This window comes from Amycolatopsis sp. NPDC104587 (genome assembly GCF_055583645.1).
Genome location: NZ_JBVJNO010000012.1, coordinates 180,267 through 200,609, shown reverse-complemented (window position 1 = coordinate 200,609; position 20,343 = coordinate 180,267). Strand labels below are relative to the sequence as shown.

The 20,343-nt window shown below is 69.9% G+C and carries 19 protein-coding genes; 6 read left to right on the top strand and 13 right to left on the bottom strand.

What is annotated here, in order from left to right; translation table 11 throughout:
- Nucleotides 1–136: 136 nt before the first annotated feature.
- The 5 genes from ACZ61C_RS33875 to ACZ61C_RS33855 form a co-directional block, all read right to left on the bottom strand.
- The gene (locus tag ACZ61C_RS33875; protein WP_465311946.1) at nucleotides 137–847 is read right to left on the bottom strand and encodes a DUF3558 family protein; all 711 of its coding nucleotides are present in this window, start codon (nucleotides 845–847) and stop codon (nucleotides 137–139) included.
- Nucleotides 848–1,505: 658 nt separating this feature from the next.
- Nucleotides 1,506–2,294, bottom strand: a complete 789-nt coding sequence (locus ACZ61C_RS33870; RefSeq protein WP_465311945.1) for a helix-turn-helix domain-containing protein — start codon at nucleotides 2,292–2,294, stop codon at nucleotides 1,506–1,508.
- 568 nt (nucleotides 2,295–2,862) lie between these two features.
- Complete coding sequence (locus tag ACZ61C_RS33865; RefSeq protein ID WP_465311944.1) at nucleotides 2,863–3,792, bottom strand: helix-turn-helix domain-containing protein; 930 nt, start codon at nucleotides 3,790–3,792, stop codon at nucleotides 2,863–2,865.
- 89 nt (nucleotides 3,793–3,881) lie between these two features.
- Nucleotides 3,882–4,070, bottom strand: a complete 189-nt coding sequence (locus ACZ61C_RS33860) for a hypothetical protein (protein WP_465311943.1) — start codon at nucleotides 4,068–4,070, stop codon at nucleotides 3,882–3,884.
- A gap of 620 nt (nucleotides 4,071–4,690) precedes the next feature.
- Nucleotides 4,691–5,014 carry a hypothetical protein gene (locus ACZ61C_RS33855; protein ID WP_465311942.1) on the bottom strand — a complete coding sequence of 108 codons (324 nt, stop codon included), beginning with the start codon at nucleotides 5,012–5,014 and terminating at the stop codon, nucleotides 4,691–4,693.
- A gap of 109 nt (nucleotides 5,015–5,123) precedes the next feature.
- Here ACZ61C_RS33855 and ACZ61C_RS33850 point away from each other — a divergent pair, with 109 nt between their 5' ends.
- Nucleotides 5,124–6,314, top strand: coding sequence for a helix-turn-helix domain-containing protein (locus ACZ61C_RS33850; RefSeq protein ID WP_465311941.1), 1,191 nt, complete (start codon nucleotides 5,124–5,126; stop codon nucleotides 6,312–6,314).
- A gap of 918 nt (nucleotides 6,315–7,232) precedes the next feature.
- Here the strand turns inward: ACZ61C_RS33850 and ACZ61C_RS33845 are convergent.
- A complete protein-coding gene (locus tag ACZ61C_RS33845; RefSeq protein WP_465312098.1) occupies nucleotides 7,233–7,427 on the bottom strand; it encodes a hypothetical protein in 195 nt (64 codons plus the stop codon).
- Between the two features lie 260 nt (nucleotides 7,428–7,687).
- Between ACZ61C_RS33845 and ACZ61C_RS33840 the strand changes: the two genes are divergently transcribed.
- On the top strand, nucleotides 7,688–7,987 hold the full coding sequence (locus ACZ61C_RS33840) for a hypothetical protein (RefSeq protein ID WP_465311940.1): 300 nt from the start codon (nucleotides 7,688–7,690) through the stop codon (nucleotides 7,985–7,987).
- Here the strand turns inward: ACZ61C_RS33840 and ACZ61C_RS33835 are convergent.
- The 4 genes from ACZ61C_RS33835 to ACZ61C_RS33820 form a co-directional block, all read right to left on the bottom strand.
- Nucleotides 7,984–8,436, bottom strand: coding sequence for a hypothetical protein (locus ACZ61C_RS33835; RefSeq protein WP_465311939.1), 453 nt, complete (start codon nucleotides 8,434–8,436; stop codon nucleotides 7,984–7,986). The two genes, ACZ61C_RS33840 and ACZ61C_RS33835, sit on opposite strands and share 4 nt — an antisense overlap.
- Before the next feature lie 82 nt (nucleotides 8,437–8,518).
- Nucleotides 8,519–9,868 (bottom strand): NucA/NucB deoxyribonuclease domain-containing protein, encoded by a 1,350-nt coding sequence (locus ACZ61C_RS33830; RefSeq protein ID WP_465311938.1) that lies wholly within the window; start codon nucleotides 9,866–9,868, stop codon nucleotides 8,519–8,521.
- A 79-nt stretch (nucleotides 9,869–9,947) separates the two neighbouring features.
- Nucleotides 9,948–10,940: an FG-GAP repeat domain-containing protein gene (locus tag ACZ61C_RS33825; protein ID WP_465311937.1), complete on the bottom strand. Its 993-nt coding sequence runs from the start codon at nucleotides 10,938–10,940 to the stop codon at nucleotides 9,948–9,950.
- Nucleotides 10,941–12,742: 1,802 nt separating this feature from the next.
- Nucleotides 12,743–14,008 (bottom strand): MFS transporter, encoded by a 1,266-nt coding sequence (locus tag ACZ61C_RS33820; RefSeq protein ID WP_465311936.1) that lies wholly within the window; start codon nucleotides 14,006–14,008, stop codon nucleotides 12,743–12,745.
- Between the two features lie 99 nt (nucleotides 14,009–14,107).
- Between ACZ61C_RS33820 and ACZ61C_RS33815 the strand changes: the two genes are divergently transcribed.
- Genes ACZ61C_RS33815 through ACZ61C_RS33800 form a run of 4 tightly spaced genes read left to right on the top strand, consistent with a single transcriptional unit; the run spans nucleotide 14,108 to nucleotide 17,602 of the window.
- Nucleotides 14,108–14,851 carry an IclR family transcriptional regulator gene (locus ACZ61C_RS33815; protein WP_465311935.1) on the top strand — a complete coding sequence of 248 codons (744 nt, stop codon included), beginning with the start codon at nucleotides 14,108–14,110 and terminating at the stop codon, nucleotides 14,849–14,851.
- 59 nt (nucleotides 14,852–14,910) lie between these two features.
- Complete coding sequence (locus ACZ61C_RS33810; RefSeq protein ID WP_465311934.1) at nucleotides 14,911–16,668, top strand: glycoside hydrolase family 3 protein; 1,758 nt, start codon at nucleotides 14,911–14,913, stop codon at nucleotides 16,666–16,668.
- Nucleotides 16,668–17,342, top strand: a complete 675-nt coding sequence (locus ACZ61C_RS33805) for an alpha/beta hydrolase (RefSeq protein WP_465311933.1) — start codon at nucleotides 16,668–16,670, stop codon at nucleotides 17,340–17,342. The genes ACZ61C_RS33810 and ACZ61C_RS33805 overlap by 1 nt, the downstream gene beginning before the upstream one ends.
- On the top strand, nucleotides 17,261–17,602 hold the full coding sequence (locus ACZ61C_RS33800; RefSeq protein WP_465311932.1) for an alpha/beta hydrolase: 342 nt from the start codon (nucleotides 17,261–17,263) through the stop codon (nucleotides 17,600–17,602). Before ACZ61C_RS33805 ends, ACZ61C_RS33800 begins: the two co-directional genes overlap by 82 nt.
- On the opposite strand, the gene ACZ61C_RS33795 is transcribed toward ACZ61C_RS33800, so the two are convergent.
- From ACZ61C_RS33795 to ACZ61C_RS33785, 3 genes are read right to left on the bottom strand one after another with little or no spacing between them, the layout of a single operon-like run.
- Nucleotides 17,571–18,302 carry an alpha/beta hydrolase fold domain-containing protein gene (locus ACZ61C_RS33795; RefSeq protein ID WP_465311931.1) on the bottom strand — a complete coding sequence of 244 codons (732 nt, stop codon included), beginning with the start codon at nucleotides 18,300–18,302 and terminating at the stop codon, nucleotides 17,571–17,573. The genes ACZ61C_RS33800 and ACZ61C_RS33795 overlap by 32 nt on opposite strands.
- Nucleotides 18,299–19,558: an amidohydrolase family protein gene (locus tag ACZ61C_RS33790; RefSeq protein WP_465311930.1), complete on the bottom strand. Its 1,260-nt coding sequence runs from the start codon at nucleotides 19,556–19,558 to the stop codon at nucleotides 18,299–18,301. The genes ACZ61C_RS33795 and ACZ61C_RS33790 overlap by 4 nt, the downstream gene beginning before the upstream one ends.
- A gap of 20 nt (nucleotides 19,559–19,578) precedes the next feature.
- Nucleotides 19,579–20,343, bottom strand: coding sequence for an SDR family NAD(P)-dependent oxidoreductase (locus ACZ61C_RS33785; protein WP_465311929.1), 765 nt, complete (start codon nucleotides 20,341–20,343; stop codon nucleotides 19,579–19,581).

Sequence of the window (20,343 nt, the reverse complement as noted above, 5' to 3'; positions counted from 1 at the left end):
GTCGATCGCGCAGTCGAGACTGCCGCCGAGCAGACAGTCGACGGTGGCGTCCTGGCGAGGACGCTCCGGGTCGAAGCCCGCTGGCCAGCCACCGGATGTCCAGCCCTGCTCGGTGAGGGCAGAGGGGCGGGCGCGGTTATCGGTGGCCTTTCGCACGCAGGGTGGTGATTACGAGGTCGCAGATCTGCTCGAGGGGTTCTCCGCAGGGGTCGGTGGTGTCGCGTTTGCTGTCGCCGAGATGGAGGCTGATGTCGACGGAGAGGGTGTCGGCGAGTCCGACGCTGGCCTGGCAGAACCCCGTTGGCGGTGCGTGCCCGGCATCGCCGGCGTAGGCGACGGCGGGTAGACCTTGCACCGGTGGGAGGAGCCGCCAGATCGCCGACTGGGGCCTGGCGTTGGCGTAGACGCCGCTGAGCCCGACGTGGGTGTTGCGAGTGTAGGAGACGCCGACGGCGCCGCCGGTGTCGTGGTTGGTCCACGCGCAGGCCGGACCGATCGCGGCGAGGTCCTCGCGCGTGCCCGCGACGCGGATGCCGATGGCCGTTTCGACCTGGTCGGGGCTGAGGGCGTCGGTGCAGGGGTCGCCGTCGAGCACGACGGCCGGGAGGGGGTCGGTGACGGCGGGTGCGCCGCCAAACGGCACGAACGGCGCGGTCGCGGAGGCGGCGGGATCGGCGGCCGGGACGTCGTGCGGTATCCGGATCGGTGTTGCGCATGCCGTACACGCCGCGCACGCCGCGACAGCGGCAGCGGCGAGCCGAGCGATCGTGTGCGGTGTTGAGCGGCCGGTGACGCGTCCGAGAGCGCGGCTGACCTTGATGAGGATCAGCTCGAATGTACGCAGCATGAGTGTGCGTTCCCTTCCGATAGAGCTCTGAGGTGATGCAGGCGGGATCAGTAGTGCGGCGGCGCTCAGCGCGATGAGCGCGCACGGGTGGGTGTCGTGAGCGTGCAGGGCGCCGTCGCGGGCCGGGAAGGCCTCGCCAAGCAGCGGGGAGATTGCTGCAGTGGAGTATTCGGGGAGAAATGTCCTTGTTCCAGAGGGAAATCCGAGCCCGCTGGGAAGTCCGGCGTACGGATGTCGTGACGGAGGGCCAGCCCTGGGAGAAGGAAACGGGTGGCCGGGCGTCCCTCGCCCGTGTTCCGCGCAGTCGCGGACGCGGAATGGGGCCCTTTTCTCGTCCGCTCAGCCTTCGATGGTCATGGCTGCACCTCCTCCCAATTCGTGCGTGAGCTGCCGAGCTGGTCGCTCGTTGGTGTGGTCGGGTCCGGGGTGCCCGGCAGGTCGGCCGTAGCCACATCGGGCCCGACACCCCGCCGCGCACGCCCGGAGTGGGCGACGTAAACGCGGCCTGCCGAAGGGGCACGCCCTGACCAGCAGGCAGGCTGCCGCATCTTTCGACGCAGCTCTTCGTGGCCGCCCAACCGAGAACCGGGCTGCTGTGAAGGTGGAACCCGGCCGGCGCCCCGGGGGATAAAGCAGGACCCGCCGGCCGGGAGCTTGATCAGCGCCACGCCATGTCCCGCGCGTGGTGCGTCAACGATTCGGTGAGCTGGTGGTAGGTCGCGACCGGCGCTTCATGGGTGAGGAACACAGCGCCTTGGTGATGCTGCGCCGAGACCGCGAAAGCCTCGTTGTTGCGTAGGTACAGGGTGAACGGTTCGATCAGGCCGGGCGCACAGCCTGCCGCGGGGACGAGCCGCACACACGCTCGCGCGTCTCCGGTCTTGGCGAGCAGTAGGTCCAGCTGGGAGCGCAACTCCTCCGGCGGGCACACGTCCGGACGTGTCGCGGCTTCGCCGATGAGGTACGTGCACTGTGGCCGCGGTGCCGTCTGTGTGAGTTGCTGCAGCGTCGGGCGGACCGATGCCGCGGCAGGATCAGGCTCGAGCAGGTCGGTCTCACGCATGGCGCAGGCATAGCTCACCGTCCGCAGCGCTTCCGGAATCAGGGTGGGCGACCACTCGATCACGTGGGTCGACCGCGCTCCGTAGGATGCGCGCAGCAGCTCGACCTCGGCCCTGGTCCGGACAATCAGGTCGCTTTCGTGGACGCGGCGAGCACAGTCCATCAACCGCTCGTACTCGGCGTTCGGTGATCGCAAGAATCCGAGGATATGCGCCACTACAGTCGCCTCCGGCGCCCGCTGGCCGAGCTCGTACATCGACATCAACGCGGGATGCAGGTAGACCGCGGTGGCGAGTTGGCGGACGCTGAGGCCGTGTTCCGTGCGGGCATCGCGTAGCCCGGCCGCGAGGACGATAACTGCTGGTCGGTTTATCAGTTCGCGCACAGCTTAGGTTGCTCCGTTCGATAGTGCGTCATCTGAACCCTGGCCACGGCGAGGATGAAGCGGCTCGACGAGCTCGTGGTTCTTCGTTGCGCGCTGAGCCGTTGTGGCCTGGCTGGCCCAGCGAAGCGCCCTGGTGAGGTCGGGGTGCCCCTCGGTGCGTCGTTGCATCCGTAGTCGAACCGGCACTCTGCTGTTGAGCGCCTCGTCGGCCTGCCGCAGGTGGGCGAGTCTTGCCACGAGCTGTCGGCATTCCTGCGTGTTCATTCCCGATAGGACGGCAGACAGCAGGCACTCGTGTTCGGTCAGGACGCACTCCCTATCCGTGAAGTCCGTCGCTCCGTTCCCGCCGATTGCTGCTGTGCCGCGAGGTCCTGAGGTTGAGGTCTGCGACCGGGACCACTGCGCAGACCCGCATCGGCAGCAGCAACGCCGTCAGAAAAGGGGAGTACGGTCCGATACAGCTCGATCAGCTCGTGGCCGTTCATGGGTGCAGATGTCCTCGTGTTCTCGTGGATGCGGGTGGACCCCGGCCGACGCGGGGGAGGAGGGCCCGCGCGTCGGCCGGGAGTCATCGCGACGGGTCGGGTTCCGGCGAGGCCGGGCGCGTGGCGGCGTCGGCGGTTCTCCAGTGGTTACGGGACCGGAAGGTCACGCCGGTGTTGCGCAGCCGCCGGTAGGCGGTTTCTGCGCTGACGCCGAACACGTCGCTGACCTGCCGGACGGTCATCCCGCTCTCGTAGGCTGCGACCATGTCCGGGCTCGCGTGTTTCTTCGGTCGCCCGCGCGGGCGCGGTCCGATGATGACGCGGACCCGGTCGGGTGACATCCCGAAGGCTGCGCTGATCTGGGCGACGGTCGCTCCGCCGAGGGCGGCTTCGCGTATTCGGGTGTCCCGCTCGGCGTTGCGGACTTGACTGCGGCGCATCACGACGCCGGCATTGAACAGCCTGGTTCGCATGCGGGACTCGGTGAGGCCGAACAGCTCGGCGACGTCGGCGACGGTGAGGCCGTCTTCGTAGGACTGCACCATCGCCGGTGTCGCCGTGAGCAGCCCCGGCTTGATCGGCGCTGTGTCGTTGTCCCGGCGGTAGCCGATGTCGTGGCTGTGGTCGTTCTGTATTGGCCTGCCGGGTGTGCGCAGTGCGACGCCGGCGGCGTGCAGCATGTTGCGGGTCTGGCCGTAGCTGCGCCCGTAGAGCGCGCCGAGCTGACGGATCGAGGCTCCGCCGCGGTAGCGGGTCGCCATTCCGGGCGGCAACTGCGGAACCTGGATCTTCGGTGGGCGCAACTGCACTCCGCGCGAGACGAGCGCGTTTCGGACCTGCCGGTAGCTGTGCCCGGTCGAGTCGACGAGGCTGTCGATGGTCTCGCCGGTCTTGTATCGGCGGCATATTTCCATCACCTGGTCCGGGCTCATGTCGGTTGCCCGGCGTTGCGGGTCTTCGCCTGGGCGTTCTGCGGGATGCGGCCGGTCAGCTTCGCCAGGCAGGTGCTGCACTGACGGGCGCTGGGATGGACCTTCTCGTCGCACGCCTTGCATGTGAACGTCAGCAGGAGCGGGGGCGCGCTGGACGCTTACCCTGGCGGTCATCGGGTCTGCTCCACAGTGGTCGAGGGGGCGGTGTCTGGGTCGGCGGCGGCGAACACCGCCATCCATGCGAGGGCGACGAGCACCACCACTGCGGCGATGGTTAGTGCGCACCCGGCGAGGACCTTTCCGACGTCGACCGGGTGGCGGGGCTGAAGGGAGTGCCAGTTCTCGGGGTTATCGGGCATCGCGGGTCACCACTTGGAACAGGTCGCCGGCAAAGCCGCCGGTGCTGGTGCGTGGGTGCGGGACTCATGCCCAGGTGTGCGCTGCGCAGGGCGGGCATTCGCGGATGCGGGGTGGGAGCGCTCCGTGGGGGTCGGTTTCGCAGCGTGGGCCGAGTTCGCGGCGGGTGTGCTCGAGCGGGTAGCCGGGGCCGAGCAGGCACCATGGGCGGAGCAGGTCGAGTCGGTGGTTGGTGAGTTCGGTGACGAGGTAGAGGTGGGCGCGTCCGTCAGCGTTGAAGAGGTGCCATTCCCACCGCGCTCCGGGCGGGAGCAGTTCGAGTCGCGTGAGGGGGCGTTCGTTGAGGGCGGTCACTGGGGGGATCTCCGCTGTGGCTTGCGTTGGGGGCAGAAGCGGAGCTTTGGTGGGTGGAGCGTGGCGCTGCAGTCGCGGCAGGTGAACCGCAGCGGCAGGGGCGGCGCGGGCGGCGGGGCCGGCCGGGCGAATCCGGGTGCGCCGTCGAGCCAGGCCGAGAGGAGTTGCAGGGGGTTAGTGCCTTGGTTCTGGCGGCGGTACTCGGGCCGACGCTGGTAGCGCCCTCCGGCTTTGCCGGGGATCGTGCTGACCAGTGGGTTTTTCGGGCTCATCGGCGCACCAGCCGTGCGCGGTCGAGGAAGTACTGTCCGGTCGCCAGATAGGTGTAGAACAGGGAACGTGCGAGATCGGGGCTGCCGCACCAATCGGGGTCCAAGACGGTGACGTCAGCGACGCCCACGCCGGTTCCGAGCCCACTTATCCACACTTGGCCGGCGCCGGCTGCCCTGGCGAACACATCGGTCTGGTCGACCTGGGCGGGGTGTGACGGCGCGGAGTGGGTGTGTTTGTTGTCGGGCCGGGCCTGAAGAGAAACCCGGTCGCTCTTGTCGCCCTCGTTTGCGGAGGGCATCTCACCGTCACGCGCCGTCACGAATGTGACGCTAAGCGCGATCGCCGACGGTGAGGGACAACAAAGGGACAACCCCGTACGCTGGTAGTGACCAGCAGCCAACGGGAGCAAGCGAGAGCAGGTGACACCCATGGCCGTGGCCGAACTTCCCGGCGAGAACGTCGGCGACCGCCTGAAGGCCGCCCGCAAGCTGGTCGGCGTGACTCAGCAGCAACTCTCGCAGGCAACGCACTTTTCGGTTTCCCTGATCAAGAAGGTCGAGCAGGGCAGCGTTCCCCCGTCTGCCGCGTTCGTCGCGAACGCCGCAAAAGCGCTCGGCCTGCGCACAACCACCCTGTACGGCATGGGCAAGGTGATCGACGAGCCGAGCCCGGAAGCTGCCGGCGTCGCGGAACTGCGGAGCGCGCTCGACGCGTACGACGACCCGCGGCCGGAAGGCGAGCCGCTCGACCTGGCCACGATCACCGCCCGACTTGGTGCGGCATCGGACAAGGTTCTGGGACTCAACCACGCCGAGGTAGCCCAGCAGCTTCCCGCGTTGCTGCACCACCTGTACGTTCTCGCGGACCAGCCCGGCCGGGCAGGCGAGCTTGCGCGCGCGACGCTCCACGACGCCTACCGGATGGCTGCCACCGTGAGCGGGCGTTTCCGCCAGGCAGACCTCGCCGCGATCGCGTCGGAACGACACGTGCAGCTCGCCGACGACACCGGCGACCCGCTGCGCATCGCGATCAGCGCCTACCACCGGAGCACCCGCTATCTGCAGCACGGTGACTACCGCGCCGGGCTCCGCCTGCTCGACCGCGCCCGCCAGCATGTTGCCACCGGCGCCGCTGACCGGGCTGTGGCGGTGCAGCTCGACCTTCGCTCGTCGATCCTCGCCGCGCGCGCCGGCGATGGCGCAGAGGCCGACGGCTACCTCGACGAGGCACGCGCGATCGCCCAGGAGTTCCAGCCGCCGGAGGTGCCGTACTACGGCGTCGATGCGAGCACGACGAACATCACGGTTCACTGGTGCGCGGCCCCAGTCGAGCATTACGACGGCGCGGAAGCGGTCCGCCGCGCCTCGTCAGTGCACGTGACCGACTCCCGCCGCCCGGAACGGGTCGGGCACCACCACATCGACATGGCCCGCGCATGGATGCTGCATGGCGATCGCGGCCAAGCGCTCGACGAGCTCAACACGGCTCGCCGCGTCGCCCCGAACGCCACCCGCTACCACCCCTCGGTCCGAGAGACGGTGCTGGCGTTGGCCGCCGCCGACCGGAAGGCGACCGACTCGCTTGCCGGGTTCGCCCGTTGGTCCGGCGTGCAGCTGTAGGAGTCAGCGACCGGACGCGAAAGGCGTCCATCGGACGCCGTCCCGTCATGGCGCGTGTGCGATGTCGTTCCGGTCAGGTCGGCCACCGAGCGATGGTCTCGCTGGACCGGATTGAGCGCGGGGATCAGCCCTGCCAGCGTGGGGACGATGGCTTGCTGTCGAGGTTGAGCAGGTACGAGCCTGGCCTACGCGGGGACAATCTGACGACGGTCGGGCTGTCCACGGCCGACCTTGTACCAGCCCCTCCCACGCGGGGACAACATCGGAATCACTCGTCACCGCTATCCCCGTCGAGAGGCTAGCCCCGCGTACTCGGGGACGACCAGTAGCCGTTGACGCGCTCGGCAGTGGCGGTCGGGACCAGCCCCGCGTACGCGGGGACAACGCGGTCATACGTTTCCCTCTGGGGCCGTGCAGAGGACCAGCCCCGCCTGCGCGGGCAGAACAGCGCCGAGCTCACGGCAAGGACCTGCCGGTACGGACCAGCCCCGCCTGCGCGGGGACGACGCCGCGGTGGTCGGCAACGTCAAGACCGTGCTGGGGCCAGCCCCGCCTGCGCGGGGACGACCGGTCGTCGACGTTGTCGCAGGCGCGGGATCGGGGACCAGCCCCGCCTGCGCGGGGACGACGCCCACCGCTGAAGCGCTTCCTTCGGGATGCCCGGACCAGCCCCGCCTGCGCGGGGACGACGGGACCGGCGTCACGCCGACCCGGTCACTGGAGGGACCAGCCCCGCCTGCGCGGGGACGACCTGCCCCGGAAGGGACACCTGATGCTCCGCGCCGGACCAGCCCCGCCTGCGCGGGGACGACCAGACCTATCAGGCCACGCTGTGGGAGTCGAAGGGACCAGCCCCCGCTTGCGCGGGGACGACACTTGTTGACCAGGCATTCTGAAGATCGAATCAGTGTTTTTGCTTTACTTTGTGTCTGTCCCGCGTCGATACCTCCGGCGTCGACTAGCGGTGCTCCAGCCTGTCTGACGTGCGTCTCCGGCCATTTGCTGCCGATGAGGCCGGAACATGAGCTGTAGCCCTTCGAAGTCGATCGGTGTCCAGTAACGGCGGTGCACCTTGAACGCCATTCCCTGCTCGTTGTCAGCCGCATACACCATGATCGCGCGCCCAGTCTTCACCATATCCAGGACGCGGTCCCACAACGGGTCCGGACGCGAGCGGAAACTTTGCCGACGCAGCACGGTGGGTGGGCGCGTGGCCGATGCTGGTGGTGACTCGCTATCGGAGGCGCCGGTCGGCCTGCCCCGCAGATTGCTTGGCGGGATTACGCACACGCGGCAGATTCACAACGTCGGATGGTTGCGCTCCGTGGCCGTTAGACTGCATGGTGAGGTCGGCGTCGTTCGGAGGTCAATGCGTGCGCAGGTGGCTGTGGGTCTGGCTCGCGGTGCTGGGCGTTGTGCTGGTGGCGGTCGCGGGCTTGGTGTGGTGGTCGGCTGAGCGTGCTCTCGGTACGGCGCCAGAAGTGGTGACCTCGTCTAAAGGGGGACTGTCGTGGTGCGCGTATGAGCAAGTCGGGCAGGTGTCGTGTGATGCGCCTCAGCTGACCGGTGGCACGGTGACGATGATCGTCGTGCTGGGTGTGGTGGGAGCGGTGTTGCTGGTGGTGGGCGTGGCCGGGTTGGTGCGACGGAGCGTCCGACGTCCGCGCGTCTAGCCGGGCCACAGCTGGATGAGCCAATGCTCGATGCCCGTCGCGAAGCTGCCTTCACCGAGCGTCTCGGTGTCTCGCTGATTGCCGACGGAGACCCGGGCGTGGTGTGTGCCGGGTCGGGTGATGGGAAGAACGTGGTCGCCGGGGGCGGCGGTCACGGATTGCAGCCGAGCTTCAGCGGTGAGATCGCAGACGAGTTCGAGGACCTGGTCCCACGCTGTGGAGTCCGGCTCGCTTGGTGGTGTGTCGTCCCAGACCTCGAGGCGGACGGCGGGGGAGTGGTCGGTGGCGGCGCTGTGCAGGAGCAGGCCGCCGGGCCCGCCGACGGCGGTCCAGCGCCCGGCGGGGGCCGTCAGGGTGAGCGCGTTGCGGGTCATGGGGAGTTCCTGCAGCACGAACTGGCCGTATTCAACGTCGACGGTGTCGTCTACGGCGGTGATCAGGCGTGGCATCCCCATCTCCTTCTGACGTGATCGTCTCTCTCGGATGGTACGGGCCCGCCGTCTCGCGGCGGGCCCGTATGCCCGGGTGTGGTTAGGGCACTATTTCGACGTAGAATGGGTCGCCGTCGAGGATGCGGTCGTAGCCGAGCCAGGCGCCGTAGAGTCGGCCTGCGGTTTCGTTGTGCTCTTTGGAGATGGCGCGGACAGCGTAGTCGAAAACGGTGCTGGTGTTGACTCGGGCAGAGTTCTCGTAGGTCGTCGCGAACGGATATTCATCGCACTGGCGTGCTTGGCCGTTCGGTCCGACGGTGTATTTCGGGCCGTAGTAGAGGCGGCACGTCTTGGGGACGCGGCGACGTGACGCTTTGATGTCTTTGTTGAAGTCGTAAGCGGAATAGAGGCGATGTAGTGCGGTGCCGCTGCCCAGGACGCCGGGGACTCGCTTGCCGGCGACGCCGGGCTTGGTGCGCGTGATGTCCGTCTGGGCGTCCCGGATGAACTGGGACGACTCGGACAGCGTGGGGTCGCTCGCGCTGAACCGCATGACCGATGTGGCATTGGGGGCGATGCATTTGCTGCCACCGACGTAGGTGGCGCTGTCGCAGCGCATCAGCACACTCAACGTGCTCGTTGTGTCAGGGCCTGTTTCCGGGGACTCCAGCACCATGTAGAGACCGGCGGAGAAGAAGCCACGCATCTCTGCCTGGTAGGTGCCGTTGGGAGTGGCGGTCGTGGTCATGGCCGTGGTGAAGTGGTGCTCGGTGCCGGCGTCGGCTTCCCACTGCGCGACGGACTGCCGGTAGACGACGGGGCCGCCGGGTTCGGTGCAGGTGCTGGTGCGGGTGGGGTCAGCGTTGTCGCACACGAGCTGGATCGACAGCGGCCACTCCTTGAAGGTGGTGCCTTCGCTGGTGAAATCGGTCAGCACCATGTCGAAGCCGACACTGCTCTGGCCGTCGACCGCGGTGGCTTTGATGCCGAGTGTGGCCCTGGTGGAACCGACTTCGACGAGAGTTCCATTTTGCAGTTGGTGATAGATGATCGTAAGCTTCTGGATGCGACAGAAGTTGAACTTGTCCCGATACCAGAATGCGTGTTCTTTGTTGTCGTAGGTCTGTGCCCGGCACTCGTCCCATGTGACGGGGGTGTAGGCGTTCACGTGAGCGTTGTCTTGCAGGCGCGGCGAGCGTGCGTCGGTGACGACGGGGTGTTTGCCGCCCTCGCCGAGATGATTCAACGCGTCGCCGTGCGGGTGGTCACGCAGCCGGGCCTGCGCCAGGCGGACCTGTTCGGCCGGGGGGAGCGAGCTGCCGCCGATTTCGCTGGTGGCGTAGCTGACCTGAACCGGCGCGGCGGCCTGCCTTGATGGCGGTTCGGCAACGGCGGGCGCGCTGAGGTCGGTGGTGAGGGCTACGGCCGCGAGGGCGGTTGCCAGAAACATGGTTCTGCGTCTGTACATGGGGATCTGACTCCATAGGCTCGATCAGGACGTCCAGCGTCAGTTGGGCAAGCGAGCGGGCTCAGGTGATGAGATCCATGACGCCCCATCCTGCTCCGATCACCACCGGGGTGCCGAAGGTGGCCAGGCCGCGAATCCCGGTGAAGGGGAAGACCACCAGGGCGCCATCGCGGCCGCGGACCACGACATCGTCTTTGCCGTCGCCGTTGAAGTCGCAGAGCGACATGATGTCCACCAGGTCCCCGGTGAACTGCCCGGATGAGATCTGGGTGCTTGCGGCCAACCACGTCGATGTGCCGGCGACCGTTCTCGTGTGGGCGGAGGTTTCCATGTCGCCGGTGGCGATGAAGTTGGTGGTCAGATTGGGAAAGTCGTTGCTCCATTCGGTGGCGAGCAGCCAGCCGAGACGGCCGGTTCGCACCAGGATGCGAGCGCCGAAGGTGCTGGTTCCGTTGAACGTGCGGGAGTGCGGATAGAGCCAGAGGTTGTCATTAAGGTCGTAGGCGAGGATGTCGTCGAATCCGTCGCCGGTGACGTCGGCCAGCACGATCTCGTACATGCTGTTCCAGCCGGTGCCGATCACTACCGGCGCAGCGAGGGTGTTGAAGCCGTTGAGCGTGCCACTATGCGGATATACCAGCAGCGCGCCGTCGGAAGCGCGGCGAGCTAGCACGTCTGCCGGCATCTCCGGCACAGTCTCCGCGTCCTGGGTGTCGCCGGTGATTTCGGCGACCCCGACCCAGTTGTAGATGTTCCAGCCCCGCCCGATCTCCACGCGCGGCGCCAGCGTCTTCGTCCCGTTCAGCGCCCCCGAATTCGGATACACCCACAGTGCGCCGTTGTCCAAGCTCGGCTGGCGGGTCAGGATGTCGGGCAGCCCGTCCCCGGTCAGGTCCCGTGACCGCGCGGACGACCGCTGGGTGTAATCAGCGGCCGCGCGCGCTTCCGAAACTGCGGGATGCGATGATGCGGAAACCGCGCCCCCTGGTTGCACCATTGCTGCAGCGAAAATCATCGCCACAATGCCGATCTGCCTCGCTTTCCGTCGCATCACGGCAGCGCCACCCACGTGCTCAGCGCAGTAACCAAATCTGTCGAGGCAGCAGCCGATTCGACGGCAGGGCAGCCTTGAGTTCTTCGCATGCAGCGGCCTCCATGTCTGGAACCTGTCGTGCTCAGGCAAGAACAGACCGGTGAGTCGCGTGATTGGACACGCGAAAGAAGCGTCGGGTGTACCACCCGTACGCGTTATTACTCCCCCGGCGCCCCTCCCCGGCGCACACCAACGCATCCGTTGGCGTCACGCACGTTATCCAGTCAACCTGTCAGGCGGCAACTACTATCTCTTGAGTCGACCGAACTGGAGCAACTGCGGCAAATGGACGAGTCATCCGTCGCCTTCGCCGGATGCGGACCCATCGACGCGAGCCCCCGAGGCAACACCGCGACGGCGACCCGTTCGGTCCCGGTCGAGGACCGGTGAACCTGCTCGATCTGGCGGATGGCCGGTGCCATGCTGTCAGCACCGCCGTCCCGCTGGCCGGGATTGGCCGTGACGGCGACCCGGAGCCAGCACCGCCGACGCGGACCTGTGTCGCGGCTGGCGCGTTTCAAGCGATCCACTATGGCGGTGGGAAACCGCGATCCCGCCAGCCTGGATCGACCGGCTCGCCGACGGCGACTGGATCGTCGCCCCGCTCGCCGCCAGCGCCGGCCCGCTGCTCGTGCTCAACAAGACTGCCGACGACGAGGTCGCCGACCGGATCGACCCGTTCCCGTGCTGTTCTTGCCCGGGGCCGACGTCGACAGCCCCGTCGGCCCCGGGCAAGAACCGGTCGGAGCATCGACCGGATCCCGCACTACGACACCACGACCGTCGGTCCCGCCGCGCTGCTGGATCGACCAGATCTGGAGCTGTGTCTCTGGCTGCACGCGCCAGGTCTTCAGTTCGGCGCAGCCCCGAACACGTTGTCGCCGAACGCGGGCCCGCGCAGGCCGAGGCCGACCTGGCCCGGTGGCCGAGGGGACCTGGGTGGTCCGGCAATCGGGGGCCTGTCGGCCGTGGGACACCGTCGAGCACCCCGTCGCGGCGTTCGACGTCCTCGGCAAGCGGGACGCCACGCGCCTGGGCGTGACCGCGCCGAACGCGGTCGGCAGGCAGTCCTACTGCTCGGTCCGGCGGGGAAAGTGGGTGCCGTGCACGAGCAGGGTGATCATCAGGCATGCCAGTGGAGTCGACGGCGATGAGAGGGCTGGGCCAAACCTGGCCGCTGCGCTCGATGCGCCGAGAGGGAGGGAGGCGGGTCGACCCGAAGCTCAACGCTATCGAGGTCGGTATCGCTCCGCGCGCTTTTCGAGGCCCATGGCGCGAAACAGGTTGACCGAAGCCGCGGCCAGCTGTGCGGACCAGCCCTGCCAAGGCGGGTACGACGGTTCGCCGTGATCGATCTGTCCGGACACGCCGACGCGGACCAGGCCGGCCAGCGCGGGGGACAACTCCGACGAACGGGCGCGACATGACCCGTGAAAGGGCCCAACCCCGCCTGCACGGCGACACCTTCATGGAGATGGGCGGCGTCGCGGGCGTGGGACCCTCCCCGCCTGCGCGGGGACGACCAGTGTTCCGAGGACTCGAACGGGTCGGCGGTGGGACCAGCCCCGCCTGCACGGGATGACATCCGGCTTCGGACCCGGCCGCTCATGGCCTGAGACCGACCGCGCCTGCGTGGGGACGACAGCGCGTCGTTGAGCACGGTCGTGCTCATCGGCGGACCAGCCCCGCCTGCGCGGGGAAACCTGGATCGGCTCAACACCCGTTTCGTCGAGCTGGGACCAACCCCGCCGGGGCGAACAGCATCAGGCGACTTGGCGGATCGGGCTGATCAGCACGGCGCCGATCAGCCCGGCAGCCGCGCCGAAGACGAACAGCGCCGCGAAGTTCTGCGGGCTTGCCGGGGTGGCGCCGATCGCCAGGATCGCCGGGGCCACCGCGGGCACCAGGGAGCTGGGGAGGGTGTTCGCGATGTTCATCAGGCCCAGGTCCTTGGCCGGGTTCGCCGGATCGGGCACCAGCTGCGTCACCAGGGCGATGTCCACCGCCAGGTAGACGCCCTGACCGAGACCGACGACGCCGACCGCGACCAGGAACGCCGGGAACGAGTGGGCGAACGCGGCCAGCAGCAGCCCGGCGGCGAAGATCAGCGCCGCGGCGACCACGAACGGCTTGCGCCGCCGGAGCCGGTCGGACAGCTTGCCGGCGATCGGGGCGAACAGCGTCGCCGCCGCGGTCAGGACCAAAGTGGACAGGAACACCGCGCCCGCGACCTGCTCCGGCGCGAAGTGCAGCACCAGGATCAAGTAGAAGGTCTGGTACGCCTGGATCGCCGCGACACCGAGGAACACCAGCAGCCGGCTCGCCCACGCCCACGCGAAGTCGGGGCGGCGGCGCGGGCTCACCCAGAACGTGCGCAGCAGCTCACGCACGTCGAACGGCGGGCGTTCGATGATCGGGACGTCGGTCAGGAAGACGAACAGGGCCAACGTTCCCGCGACCGCCACCCCGGCCGGCAGCAGGATCATCGCCGCCAGGTCGGGGGCGACCAGCTGGGCGACGAACAAGCCGATGACCGCACCCAGGGGCAGGCTGAGCCCCAGCACGGCCGACGCCGGCCCGCGCCGGTGCGCCGGGACCTGGTCGGCCAGCACCGCGGTGCACGCGACCGTCACCGCGCTGAACCCGGTGAACGTCGCGACCGCGGACAGCGTCAGCAGCGGGGTGCTGCCGGCCACGAACATGACCACGGCACCCACGGCGAACAACCCGGCCCCGAGCAGCAGGAACGGGCGGCGACGGCCGAGCCGGCTCGTCGTGCGGTCGCTCAGCCGGCCCAGCAGGGGGAACGCGACCAGGGACGCGAGCGCGCCGACCCAGGTGACCACCGAAACCGTGGTGGTCGCGCGGGTGGCGTCGAGCTCGGTGGCCTTGAGGGAGAGGGTCAGCACCGCCGGGACCAGGTTCGCCATCGCCGCGCCGACGGCGGCGAAGCCGAGGAAGAACAGGAAGCCCCGCCGGGGCGTGGCCGAGCCGGGTCTGGCCGGGGTGGTTTCGAGGGAAGCACTCATCGTTGGGCACCTTTCGCCACGGTTGCCGGGAAGGATGGCCAGCGGAGTCGGGTACGGTCACCGGTTGTGCCAATCAATGGAAAGCGCGGCCGTCGACCGGTGCACGGCGAGCCGGTCGTCGACCGGGCACTGGCGCTGCTGGCCGCGTTCGACGCCGAGCACCGCACGCTGTCGCTGGCCGAGCTGAGCCGCCGCTGCGAGATGCCGCCCAGCTCGGCGTTGCGGCTGGCGAACCGGCTGCGGGGGTGGGGTGCGCTCGAACGTGACGACGACGGCCGCTTCTGCGTCGGCCTGCGGCTGCTGGAGGTCGCCACCCTCGCGCCGCGGGGACACGGGCTGCGGCAGGTGGCGCTGCCGTTCATGAACGACTTGGCCGAGGTCACCCACCAGCACGTCCAGCTCGCCGTTCGCGACGGCATGCAGGCGCTGCTGGTGGAACGGCTCTCCGGCCACCAGGCTGCGCCGGTCGACTATCGCACCGGCGGCCGGCTGCCGCTGCACTCCACCGGCGTCGGCCTGGCGCTGCTGGCGTTCGCGCCGAGGGAGGTCCAGGAGGACCTGCTGGCGAAGCCGGTTTACAGCGAGCCGGACAGTCGGCTGATCCCCGCGGACAAGCTGCGGCGCACCCTGGCCGACGTTCGCCGGGAACGGCTGGCGATCTTTCGCCGCCAGGACGAGACCGAGTCGATCGTCTCGGTCGCCGCGCCGATCTTCGGGCGTGACGAGGCGCTGGCCGGGGTGCTCGGCGTGCTCGTCCCGAAGCGGGTGGCCCGGCCGCGGCACCTCGGACTGGCGGTCCAGACGGCGGCACGCGGCATCTCACGGGAGCTGGGTGCGCACTGACGTGCCATTGGATGGCACGTCCGTGGGCCCGTTCGCGGCCGCCGGTCATGATCGGCCCCATGTACCCCTATCGGGACCCGGCGTGCTCCGTCGAGACGCGCGTCCGTGACCTGCTCGACCGGATGACCCTGCCGGAGAAGGCTGGGCTGCTCTTCCACGCGCCGGTCGCCGTGACGCCGGAGGGTGGTTTCGTCGAGGTGCCGGCCGGGCCGTTGCCGACCGCGCCGACCAGGGAAGTGGTCAGGGCGAAGCACCTCCGCTGCCTGTCGCTGATGGCGCCGGTCTCGGCCGGACCGCTGGCGCGCTGGCACAACGACGTGCAGGGTCTCGCGGCCGGCAGCCGGCTCGGGATCCCGGTGCTGGTGTCGTCCGACCCGCGGCATTCGGCGAACGAGAACCCGCTGACGTCGGTGCCGTCGGGCGGGTGCTCGCGCTGGCCTGAGCCTCTCGGGCTCGGCGCGCTGGGCGAGGAAGACACCGTCCGGGCGTTCGCCGAGGTGGTCCGCGCCGAGTACGCGGCGGTCGGGATCCGGCTCGCCCTGCACCCGATGGCCGATCTGGCCAGCGAGCCGCGTTGGTGCCGCACGTCGGGCACGTTCGGCGCCGACCCGGCCGTGGTGGCCCGGCTGGCGGCCGCGTATGTCGAAGGCCTGCAGGGCACCGCGGTGGGGCCCGATTCGGTGGCGGCGATGGTCAAGCACTGGCCGGGGGCGGGTCCGCAGGCCGGGGGTGAAGACGCGCACTTCGCGTCGGGCAAGGACCAGGTCTACCCCGACGGGCGCTACGAGGAGCACCGCGCCGTCTTCCGACCGGCGTTGCGGGCCGGCGCGGCTGCGGTGATGCCGTACTACGGCCGTCCGGTCGGCGTCGGGGGTCTCGCCGGGGTGGGTTTCGCGTTTGACCGGGAGGTCATCGCCGGGCAGCTGCGCCGTGACGAGGGCTTCGACGGCCTGGTGTGCACCGACTTCGGGCTGCTCACCGACGCGCGGCTGCCGGACGGGTCGGTGTGGCCCGCTCGCGCGTGGGGCGCCGAGGACCTCGACGCCGACGAGCGTGTGCTGCGGCTGCTCGATGCGGGGGTCGACCAGTTCGGCGGGGAGTGGTGCCCGGAGGTCGTCGTGCGGCTGGTGGAGTCGGGTCGCGTCTCGCCGGCCCGGGTCGACGCGTCCGCGGGGCGCGTCCTGGCGCTGTTGTTCCGGCTGGGGTTGTTCGAGAACCCGTACGTCGACGAGGAGCACGCGGTGGCCACGGTGGGCCGGGCCGATTTCGCCGCCGCCGGCGCCGACGCGCAACGCCGGTCGATGGTCCTGCTGGCCGGAACGCTGCCGTGGGAGCCGGGGATCCGGCTGTACGTCGAGGGAGTCGATCCCGCCGTCGCGGCTGGCTACGCGTCCGTTGTGGACGACATTGCCGAGGCCGACGCCGCGCTGGTCCGGATCGGCACACCGTACGAACCGCGATCCCGGCTGCCCGAGGCGTTCTTCCACCAGGGCCGCCTCGATCTGCCGCGCGACCAGCGCGACCACCTGCGCACCCTGATGAACACGGTCCCGACGGTCGTCGACGTGTTCCTCGACCGCGCCGCGGTCATCCCGGAGCTCACCGGCGCCGCGGCGCTGCTGGCCGACTTCGGCGCGGCCGACGACGCCGTCCTCGACGTCGTGTTCGGCCGGGCCACCGCCCAGGGTCGGCTGCCGATCGAGCTGCCGTCGTCCATGGCCGCGGTCGAAGCTCACCCCGAGGACCGGCCGGGCGGCACCGCGGATCCGCTGTTCCCGATCGGGCACACCGCCCGTGTCCCCGAAAGGCAAGTCTGATGCCCGTCCACCCGCTGCTGGCGGCGAAGTTCCCGCTGCTGGAAGGCTTCCCGTCGTTCGGGGCGCTGGCCGCCGACCCGGTGTTCGCCGAGTTCGAGCGCTCGCCGGTGCCCGACACCGTGCCGGAGGTGTCCACAGTGGATGTCCGGATCCCGGGCCCGCATGGCGCCGTGCCCGCGCGGATCTACCGGACCGGCACTGCCGACGGTGCGCCGTGCCTGGTGTGGCTGCACGGCGGCGCCTTCCGGATGGGTGACCTGGACATGCGCGAAGCCGACCGGGTGGCCCGAGAGGTGGCGCACCGAGCGGGGATCGTGGTGGTGAGCGTGGACTACCGGCTCGCGGTCGGCCGGGTCAGCTACCCGGTGCCGCACGACGACGTGGTGGCCGCGCTGCGGTGGGTGCGCGACCACGCCGGCGAGCTCGGTGTCGACCGGATCGCTGCGGGCGGGGCGAGCGCGGGCGGCAACCTGGCGGCGGGTGCGGCGTTGCGCCTGCGCGACGACGACGGCTGGCCGCCCGCGGCCCTCGCCCTCTGCTACCGGTGCTGCACCCGTGGCTGCCGCCCGCGCCGGCGTCGCTGGTGGCGCGGATGGCCGAGGTGCCGGAGATCCTGCACTTCCTGCCACGCGAGGTGCGAAAGACGACGGAGAACTACCTGGGTGGGCCGGTGAGCCGCGCGGACGGCTACGCGATGCCCGGGCTAGCGGTCCTCGAGGGGCTGTGCCCGACGCTGGTGCTGACCGCCGAATACGACGACTTGCGCGTGTCGGGGCAGGTGTTCGCCGGACAGCTCGCCGAGGCCGGGGTGGATGTGCGGCACGTGGTGGTGCCGTCGATGCTGCACGGGTTCCTGAACCTGCCGCCCGCGATCGAGGAGGTGGGCCGGGCGGTGGACCTGATCATCGAGGCGGTGGCCCCACCGAAGCCGTGAGCAGCTCCGACCGCAGGAAGCCGACGGACTCGGCGACCACGGCCGCCGGGTCGGCGCCCTCCCAGCGGTGCCGGGCGCCCGGCACCAGCCGCAGCCGCACCGGCGCTCCCACCGCGCGCAACGCCTCCGCCAGCCGCGTGCTCTGCGTCGCGGGTACCAGGTCGTCGTCGGAGCCGTGCATCAGCAGGATCGGCGGTGCCGCGGCGTGCACCGCGTGCAGCGGGCTCGCCGCCCGGGCCAGTTCCGGCACCGAGTCCGGCGGTGCTCCCAGCAGGAGTTCCTCGCGGGAGACGCCGTCGGGCGCCGCGGGGATCCCGAGGAGGTCGGTCGGCGGGAACCACGCGACCACGCCGTCCACAACGGACCCGGTCAGCGCCGCCAGCAGGCCGAGGTGGGCGCCGGCCGACTCGCCCCAGACGAACACCGGTTCGCGGTCGCGCACGAACTCGATCGCGGCTCGCACGTCGTCGAGGGGAGCCGGGAAGGTCGCCTCGGCGCTGAGCCGGTAGTCCGCCGCCGCGACCCGGAAGCCCTGGGTCACCAGCTCACCGGTCAGGTTTTCGAAGCCTGGCAACGGAACGAGCCGGGAACCGCGCCGCCAGCCGCCGCCGTGCAGGTACACGATCGTGGCGACCGGGTCGGCCGGCCCGGTCAAGTCCAGCTCCAGCGGGCGGGAGCCCGGCACCTCGCGGTAGATCACGCGCTCGCCTTGTGAAACCGGCCGCCCTGCACGATCACCTCGAGGTTGGCCGGGTCCTGCAGCACCGTGACGTCTGACGTCGGGTCGCCGCGGACCACGAGGACGTCGGCGAAGTAACCCTCGGCCAGCAGCCCGACCGGCAGGTCCATCACCTGCCCGCCGTGGAACGTCGTCGCGCGCAACGCCTCGGCCGGGGAGTAGCCGAACAACCGCACGAACAGCTCGAGGTCACGGGCGTTGCGTCCGATCGGGTTGTTCGGAAACCCGTAGTCGCCGCCGGGCAGGACCCGCAGGCCACGCTTGCGCAGCTCCGGGTAGAGCCGTTCCATCGCTTCCAGGGACCTGACCGAGCCCATCTTCTCCGCCATCGCCGCGTCGATGCCGAACTCGGCACCTTCGTGCACGTTGGCCCACATGATGCCGACGGCGGGGGAGAGGAAGATCGAGTCCTTGTGCGCTTCCAGCAGGTCGATGGCTTCGGAGTCGGCGTAGGAGCAGTGGTAGATCGACCGGAACCCAGCCCGCACGGCCAGCTTGATCGACTCCGGCGACTGCGCGTGGCAGTTGAGCCACACGCCCGAGTCGCGGGCCTGCTCGCCGGCCGCGTTCGCCTCCTCCGCGCTGTACTGGGTGACCATCGAGCCGCCCTCGAAGAAGACGTCGTCGTTGCTCATCAGCAGCTTCACGCTGTCGAAGCCGAGTTCGGCCTGCTCGCGGACGAACGCGCGGACGGCGTCCGGGCCGGTCTCCTGCGGGGTGGGGCCGTCCGGGCCCATCCGGACCGGGTTGTTGTCCCGCTCGAACGACGCGGCCCGCATCCGGGGCCCGGCGGCCAGCCCGGCCGCGATCCGGTCGCGCAGCCGGACCTCGGTGGGAACGGGCGTGAGCGAGCCGGCGGAGTAGGCGCTGGTGAAGCCGTGGTCGAGCAGGATCCGGGCGTTGCGCTCGGCGGTCGCCAGGTGCTCCTCCGGGCTGGGCATGTGCCGGAAGAAGCTGACGTCGACCGGCGGGTTGAACGACGGGTCGACGTGCCCGACCGCCGAGGGGAACGTCAGGTGGCAGTGCGATTCGACCAGGCCGGGCAGGACCGTGGCGCCACGGCAGTCGACGACCTGGTCGTCCGGAGCGAGCTCGGTGCCGCCGCCGGGCCGGACGCTGTCGATCCGGTCGCCGCGGACCACGACCTCGCCCGGCACCGCGGGGGAGCCGGTGCCGTCGAAGACGCGGCCGCCGGTGAACACGATCCTGGGTGCCATCGCCGTCCTCCTTGACGTGATCATGCGCCGAGCATGGTGTAGCCGCCGTCGGCGACCAGGAAACCACCGGTGATGTGCCCGGCGTCCTCGGTGGCGAGGAACAACGCCGCTCCCACCAGCTCCTCGGGTTTCGGGATCCGGCCCAGCGGAGTGGCGTCACGCAGCTTCTCCGCGCGGCCGGTGCGCCAGTCCTCGCGGCCGAGCGTGGCTTCGGTTTCGATGAAGCCGGGCGCGAACACGTTCACCCGCACGGTGGGGGCGAAGGCGTGGGCGTAGGACTTGGTCAGGCCGATGATCCCGGCCTTCGCCGCCGCGTACTGCGGGGCCCGGGCGCTGCCGCGCGCGACGACGGTCGAGCCGATGTTCACGATCGCGCCGCCGCCCTGGGCGAGCATCCGGTCGCCGAACTCGTGGGTGCACAGCAGCGTGCCCTTGATGTCGACGGCGAGGACGTGGTCGACCGACTCCTCGGTGAGGTCCCGCCAGGACATCTGGTCGCGGGCGACGTCGCCGACGTTGTTGACCGCGACGTCGACCCGGCCGAAGTGGCTCCACACCTCGTCGGCCATCCGCCGGATCTGCGCGTGTTCGGAGATGTCGGCCTGGACTAGGAACGCCTTGCGGCCCAGCTCTTCGACGCGGGTGGCGGTCCGCTCGGCGCCGGCGCGCGAGCCGCGGTAGTGCACGGCGACGTCGGCGCCCTCGGTCGCCGCCCGGACGGCGATCTCGGCACCGAACCCGGTGCCGGCGCCGGTGACGAGGACGGTCTTGCCGGTGAAACGCAC